Genomic DNA, 5,361 nt, shown 5'->3' on the forward strand with positions numbered 1-5,361 from the left:
GCGGTCGGTCACCGCGGCGTGCATCGCGAACGTGACCGCGTTGACCCAGATGTTGCGGTGGGTGATCTGGACGCCCTTGGGACGGGCGGTGGTGCCCGAGGTGTAGTTGATGCAGGCGGTCGCGTTCTCGTCCGGCTCCCAGGCCCGCGGTTCCGCGCCTCCCTCGGATGGGGGCGCGGCGAACATGTCCTCGTCCTTGCCGAGCACGAACTTGAACTCGGCCGGCACGTCCTCGAGCGTCTCCTCGAGCTCGGGGTCGACCAGCAGCACCCGGGCACCGGAGTGCTTGACGATGTAGTGGACCTCGTCGGGCCGGAGCCGGAAGTTGACCGGCACCAGGACCCGCCCGAAGCCGCTGACCCCGAAGAACGAGGTGAGCAGCCGGGCGCTGTTGTGGCTGACGATCGCGACCCGGTCGCCGACGTCGAGCCCGAGCTCGTCGAGCTTCGCGGCCTGCCGGCGCGCCAGGGCGCCCATCTCGGCGTACGTGAGCCGTCCGTCCGTGCCCAGCGGCGTCGCCGGCTGGTCCGGCTCGTCGACGACCCCCACCCGCTCGCCGTACACCTGCACGGCTCGGTCGATGAAGTCCGAAACGCTGAACGGGACGATCATGCTGCCTCCCTCGTCGTGTGGCCTCCCTCACTCTAGTGACCCCACGTTGCCCAGGGGTTGGCCCGGGGTCGCCCCGCGGTGGGATGAGAGAGCTCTCATCCCGCTCTCACCCGGACCCCACCATGGAGGAGGATGGTGGTGTCGTGAAGATGCTCTGGAAGGTCCTCCTCACCCTCGCGCTGCTGGTCCCGATGGGTGCGTACGTCGCGGGCTCCCTCGTCGCCTCGGCCGCCGAGGACCCCGCGCCCCGCCCGCCGATCGTCATTGACGACCCGGACCCGACCACCTCCCCCGCCGGGTCGCCGAGCACCTCTCCCGAGCCCTCCCCGACCTCCGACGCGACGCCCCCGGGCCAGGTCGGCGAGGTCGAGCTCGACCCCGACGACATCGACGACCCCGATGACGACTGGGGCCGCGACGACGACCACCGCGGCCACTTCGGCGAGGACGGCGGCCGCGATGACGGTGGTCACCACGGTGACGACGGCGGCAGCGGTGGCAGCGGCGGCAGCGGCTCCGGGAGCGGCGGTGACGGCCGGGGTGGCCGCGGCGACTGACCGGGCGATCGCGCGCTGGCGCGCCCGGCCGGTCCGCCGGCCGGGCGTGTCGGTGCGGGTGCGCATCTCGGCCGCCGTGGCACTCCTCGGCACGCTCGCGCTCGCCGGCGCGGGCGCGATCGTCTACGCGATCGAGTCCGAGCGGCTCGAGGAGCAGGTGATCGCCGAGGTCGACCAGGAGCTCGCCGAGCTGGCGAAGCTGCAGACCGACGGTCTCAACCCCGACACCGGCCGGCCCTTCGACAGCGTCGGCGCGATGCTCGACACGTTCCTGGCCCGCAACGTCCCCGACCGCAACGAGATCCTCGTCAGCTGGTACGACGGCCACGCGGTCAAGGCGTCGCCGCAGGAGGCGTTCGCGGGGACGACGCTGTTCCGTGACACCGTCCGCCCGCTCCTCGACGTCGGCGGCTCGACGCGCATCTCGGTGCCCGGCTACGGCGAGGCGCTGGTCACGGTCCAGCCGGTGCGCAACACCCGCGAGACGGGGGCTCTCGTGATCGTGACCTACCTCGAGGAGAGCCGGGGCGAGCTGCGCGACACGATGCGCACCTACGCGATCGTCGCGCTGCTCTCGCTGCTGCTCGTGACCGCGGCGGCGGCCTGGCTGTCGGGGCGGCTGCTCGCGCCGCTGCGAACGCTGCGAGAGACCGCCGACGACATCTCCGAGACCGACCTGGCCCGCCGGCTGCCGGTCACGGGCCACGACGACATCACCGCACTGACCCGCACGTTCAACGGCATGCTCGACCGTCTGGAGGCGGCCTTCGTGGGCCAGCGCAAGTTCCTCGACGACGCCGGGCACGAGCTGCGCACGCCGCTCACGGTGCTGCGCGGCCACCTCGAGCTGCTCGACATCGGCAGCCCCGAGGACGTCGCCGAGACGAAGGAGCTGCTGCTCGACGAGGTCGACCGGATGGCACGGCTGGTCGGCGACCTCATCCTGCTCGCGAAGAGCGACCGCCCGGACTTCCTGCAGCTGCGGCCAGTCGACGTCGCCGGCCTGACCGTCGACGTGCTCGCGAAGGCCCGCGGGCTCGGTGACCGGTCCTGGGCGCTGGACGAGGCGGCGGAGGTGCAGCTCCGCGGCGACGAGCAGCGGCTGACGCAGGCGCTGCTCCAGCTGGCCGACAACGCGGTCAAGCACACCGCACCCGGGGACACGATCGCGATCGGCTCCTCCGGCACCGAGCGCGAGGTCCGGCTGTGGGTCGGCGACAGCGGGCCCGGCGTGCCGCCCGAGGACCGGGCGCGCATCTTCGAACGATTCGCCCGCGCCGCCGTACCTCCTGGGGACGAGGGCTTCGGCCTGGGCCTGTCGATCGTGAGCGCCATCGCGCGTTCGCACGGCGGCAGGGTCGAGGTCGAGGACGCCGCACCGCGCGGCGCGCGGTTCGTCATCACCGTGCCGAGATCGGCGCCGAGCCCGGCGGAGGAGGACCCGTGGCCCGCATCCTGATCGTGGAGGACGAGGAGCGGATCTCGTCGTTCCTGGCCAAGGGGCTGCGCGCCGAGGGCCACGTCACGACCACCGCGGCCGACGGCCGCGACGGCCTCGACCTGGCGCTACGCGGGGACGTCGACCTCGTGATCCTCGACATCGGCCTGCCCGGCATCGACGGGTTCGAGCTGCTCGACCGGCTCCGCGCCCAGGGCTCGACCGTCCCGGTCATCGTGCTCACCGCCCGCGACTCCGTGGGTGACACCGTCTCGGCCCTCGAGGGCGGCGCCGACGACTACATGCCGAAGCCGTTCCGGTTCGCGGAGCTGCTGGCGAGGATCCGGCTCCGGCTGCGCCAGTGCCCGGACGCCCCGGCGCCACGCGACGAGGTCCTCGCCGCGGGCGGGGTGAGCCTCGACCTGCGCACCCGGCGCGCCGCCGTCGACGGCCGGCAGGTCGACCTCTCGGCGCGGGAGTTCCGGCTCGCCGAGATGTTCATGACGAACGCCGGCCAGGTGCTCTCCCGCGAGCAGCTGCTCGACCACGTCTGGGGCATGGACTTCGACCCCGGCTCCAACGTCGTCGACGTGTACGTCGGCTACCTGCGCAAGAAGCTCGGCTCCGGCACGATCACCACGGTCCGGGGCATGGGGTACCGGTTCAACCGCTGACCCACCTGCCACGTTGACCCGCCCGAGACTCTCTGGCGGGTCAACCTGGAATGTCGACTTATGAGGTTGACCCGTCGTGACGTATCGGGCGGGTCGAGCTCAGGACGCCTTGAGGGCGCCGCCGAGACGGGCGGCGGGCAGCCGGTCGAGCACCGGCTCGAGCGCCTCGGCCACCTCGCGCGGGGCCGGCCGGTGGGCCGCAGTGCGGTCGAGGCCGGCCATCAGTACGCCGGCCACCTCACGAGGCGTCCGGGACGGCAGCTCGGCCGGGTCCTCGACGAGCTGCGGGTGGCCGGGACCCGCGAAGGCGCGGTAGCCCGCGACCGCCTCGAACACCGTGGCGCACAGGCCCCACACGTCGCTGGCCGGTCCCGGCGCGCCGTACCGCTCCGGGTCGGCCTGCTCGGGCGCCATGTAGGCGTCGGTGCCGACCAGCGTCGTGCGGGCCGCCTCGACCACGGGGCGGGCGACCGACAGGTCGATCAGCCGGGCCGGCGCCCCCATGATCACGTTGCTGGGCTTGACGTCGAGGTGCACCCAGCCGACGTGGCCCAGGTAGTGCAGCGCGCTGGCCAGGTCGACGGCCAGCGGCAGGTACTGCTGGGGCTGCAGCGGCCCGTAGCGCCGGATCAGCGTGGACAGCCGCGGGCCGTCGGCCTGCTCGAGCACCACGTGCGGGCGGGCACCGACCAGCTCGTGGCGCAGCCCGCGCACGACCACCGGGTGGTTGACGGTCGCGAGCGCCTCGACCTCCCGGGCCAGGCCGCGCAGGGCGTGCTCGTCGGCGACCTGGTCGGGCCGCACCACCTTGACGACCACGGGGCCGTAGGTGACCTCGTCGAAGGCCAGGTAGGCCTCGTAGGCGGACCCGCCGCCGAGCCGACGGACGACCGTCAGCTCGGCGGTGATCGGGTCGCCCTCGCGGAAGCTCCAGGAGGACGGGGACGTCATCGCGTCAGCCGCGGGTGTTGTGACGGGTGCCGTCGTTCGTGTGGTGACGGGAGCGATCGACGTTCCCCGACCCCGGACCGTCGTTGGTCAGGTCCCGGACGCTGCCACCCCGGCTGTCGTCGGTCACGGCGCCGCGGGTGCGGCTCCGGGTCCGGGTCTGGTCGCCCAGGCCGGTGTCGTCGTCATCATCGTCGTCCACCGTCGTCACCACGGCCTGCGCGTCGTCGTCGCGCTTGAACGCCTTGCTGTGGTGGTGGCGGTCGTCGCCGCCGGTGTCGTCGGCGCCCTGGTCGGCCATCGCCAGCGGCGCCTGCCAGGCGATGAGCCCGGTCGTGACCAGGGCCGCGAGCCCGAGCGTGCCCGTCGTCATCAGTTTGTTCATCGTCGTCTCCTCGGTGTCGAGTGGATCGGTACTGCTGTCGACCGAGAGCCTCCCGACCGCCGGTGAGGTGACCGTGAGCCCGCGATGAGAGACCTCTCACACCGTCCGGATACCCCGGGCCGTATCCTGTGCGCGCCCGCCCGCCGACCTCCGGAGACCCGCGATCTCGTCTCGTCCCGCGACCGCAGCCCCCGCGCCGCCGTTCCTGGTGTGGGCGCGCGCTGCCCTGCTCGGGACCGTGATGCTCGGCACCGGAACGGTCTCGCACGTGTCGGCGGGCGGTCTGCTGCCGCACCCGCTCGCGCTGCTCGCGCTGGCCGCCGGCTTCGTGGCCCTCGCCGGCCGGTTCCTCCTCGGTCCCGCCTCGACCCGCCGGATCGTCCTGCTCGTCGTCGGCGGGCAGGCCGTCGCCCATACCGCGCTGTCGGCCCTGGCCGGTCACCGCGGTGACGCGAGCACGGCAGGCGGGCATGCCGGGATGCCCGGCATGCAGACGCACGGCATGCAGACGCACGGCATGCCGACGCACGGCATGCCCGGCCAGGCCGCGCACCTGCCCGTCGACGCAGACGGCCGGCGGGTGGGCTCGCTGCTCGACGCGTACGCCGCCACGCCGGTCGGCGGCGGCCACGACGGCCCCGGGGTGCCGACCACGGCCGTGACGCACCTGCTGCACCACCTCGCCGAGCAGGGCCCGGTCATGCTGGCCGCCCACCTCGCCGGCGCGATCGCGCTCGGGCTGGTCCT

General features: G+C 73.5%; 7 protein-coding genes. 4 read left to right on the top strand and 3 right to left on the bottom strand.

The features are described from left to right. On the bottom strand, positions 1-612 hold a 612-nt coding region (locus VGD85_RS23090), incomplete at its 3' end, for an AMP-binding protein (RefSeq protein WP_331065780.1). Positions 613-755: 143 nt separating this feature from the next. Here VGD85_RS23090 and VGD85_RS23095 point away from each other — a divergent pair. The 3 genes from VGD85_RS23095 to VGD85_RS23105 are packed head-to-tail and all read left to right on the top strand — an operon-like array spanning position 756 to position 3,281. Beyond that, on the top strand, positions 756-1,169 hold the full coding sequence (locus tag VGD85_RS23095) for a hypothetical protein (protein ID WP_331065781.1): 414 nt from the start codon (positions 756-758) through the stop codon (positions 1,167-1,169). Beyond that, positions 1,141-2,628 (top strand): ATP-binding protein, encoded by a 1,488-nt coding sequence (locus tag VGD85_RS23100; protein ID WP_331065782.1) that lies wholly within the window; start codon positions 1,141-1,143, stop codon positions 2,626-2,628. The genes VGD85_RS23095 and VGD85_RS23100 overlap by 29 nt, the downstream gene beginning before the upstream one ends. After that, positions 2,613-3,281, top strand: coding sequence for a response regulator transcription factor (locus VGD85_RS23105; RefSeq protein WP_331065783.1), 669 nt, complete (start codon positions 2,613-2,615; stop codon positions 3,279-3,281). Before VGD85_RS23100 ends, VGD85_RS23105 begins: the two co-directional genes overlap by 16 nt. Before the next feature lie 99 nt (positions 3,282-3,380). On the opposite strand, the gene VGD85_RS23110 is transcribed toward VGD85_RS23105, so the two are convergent. Both VGD85_RS23110 and VGD85_RS23115 read right to left on the bottom strand, forming a co-directional pair. Further along, complete coding sequence (locus VGD85_RS23110) at positions 3,381-4,232, bottom strand: serine/threonine-protein kinase (RefSeq protein WP_331065784.1); 852 nt, start codon at positions 4,230-4,232, stop codon at positions 3,381-3,383. A gap of 4 nt (positions 4,233-4,236) precedes the next feature. Then, a complete protein-coding gene (locus VGD85_RS23115; RefSeq protein ID WP_331065785.1) occupies positions 4,237-4,614 on the bottom strand; it encodes a hypothetical protein in 378 nt (125 codons plus the stop codon). A gap of 238 nt (positions 4,615-4,852) precedes the next feature. On the opposite strand from VGD85_RS23115, the gene VGD85_RS23120 reads away from it, so the two are divergent. Then, positions 4,853-5,361: hypothetical protein (locus VGD85_RS23120; protein ID WP_331065786.1), on the top strand; the 509-nt coding region annotated here is incomplete at its 3' end.

The organism is Nocardioides sp., assembly GCF_036401255.1.
In the GTDB taxonomy this organism is placed as follows: Bacteria; Actinomycetota; Actinomycetes; order Propionibacteriales; family Nocardioidaceae; genus Nocardioides.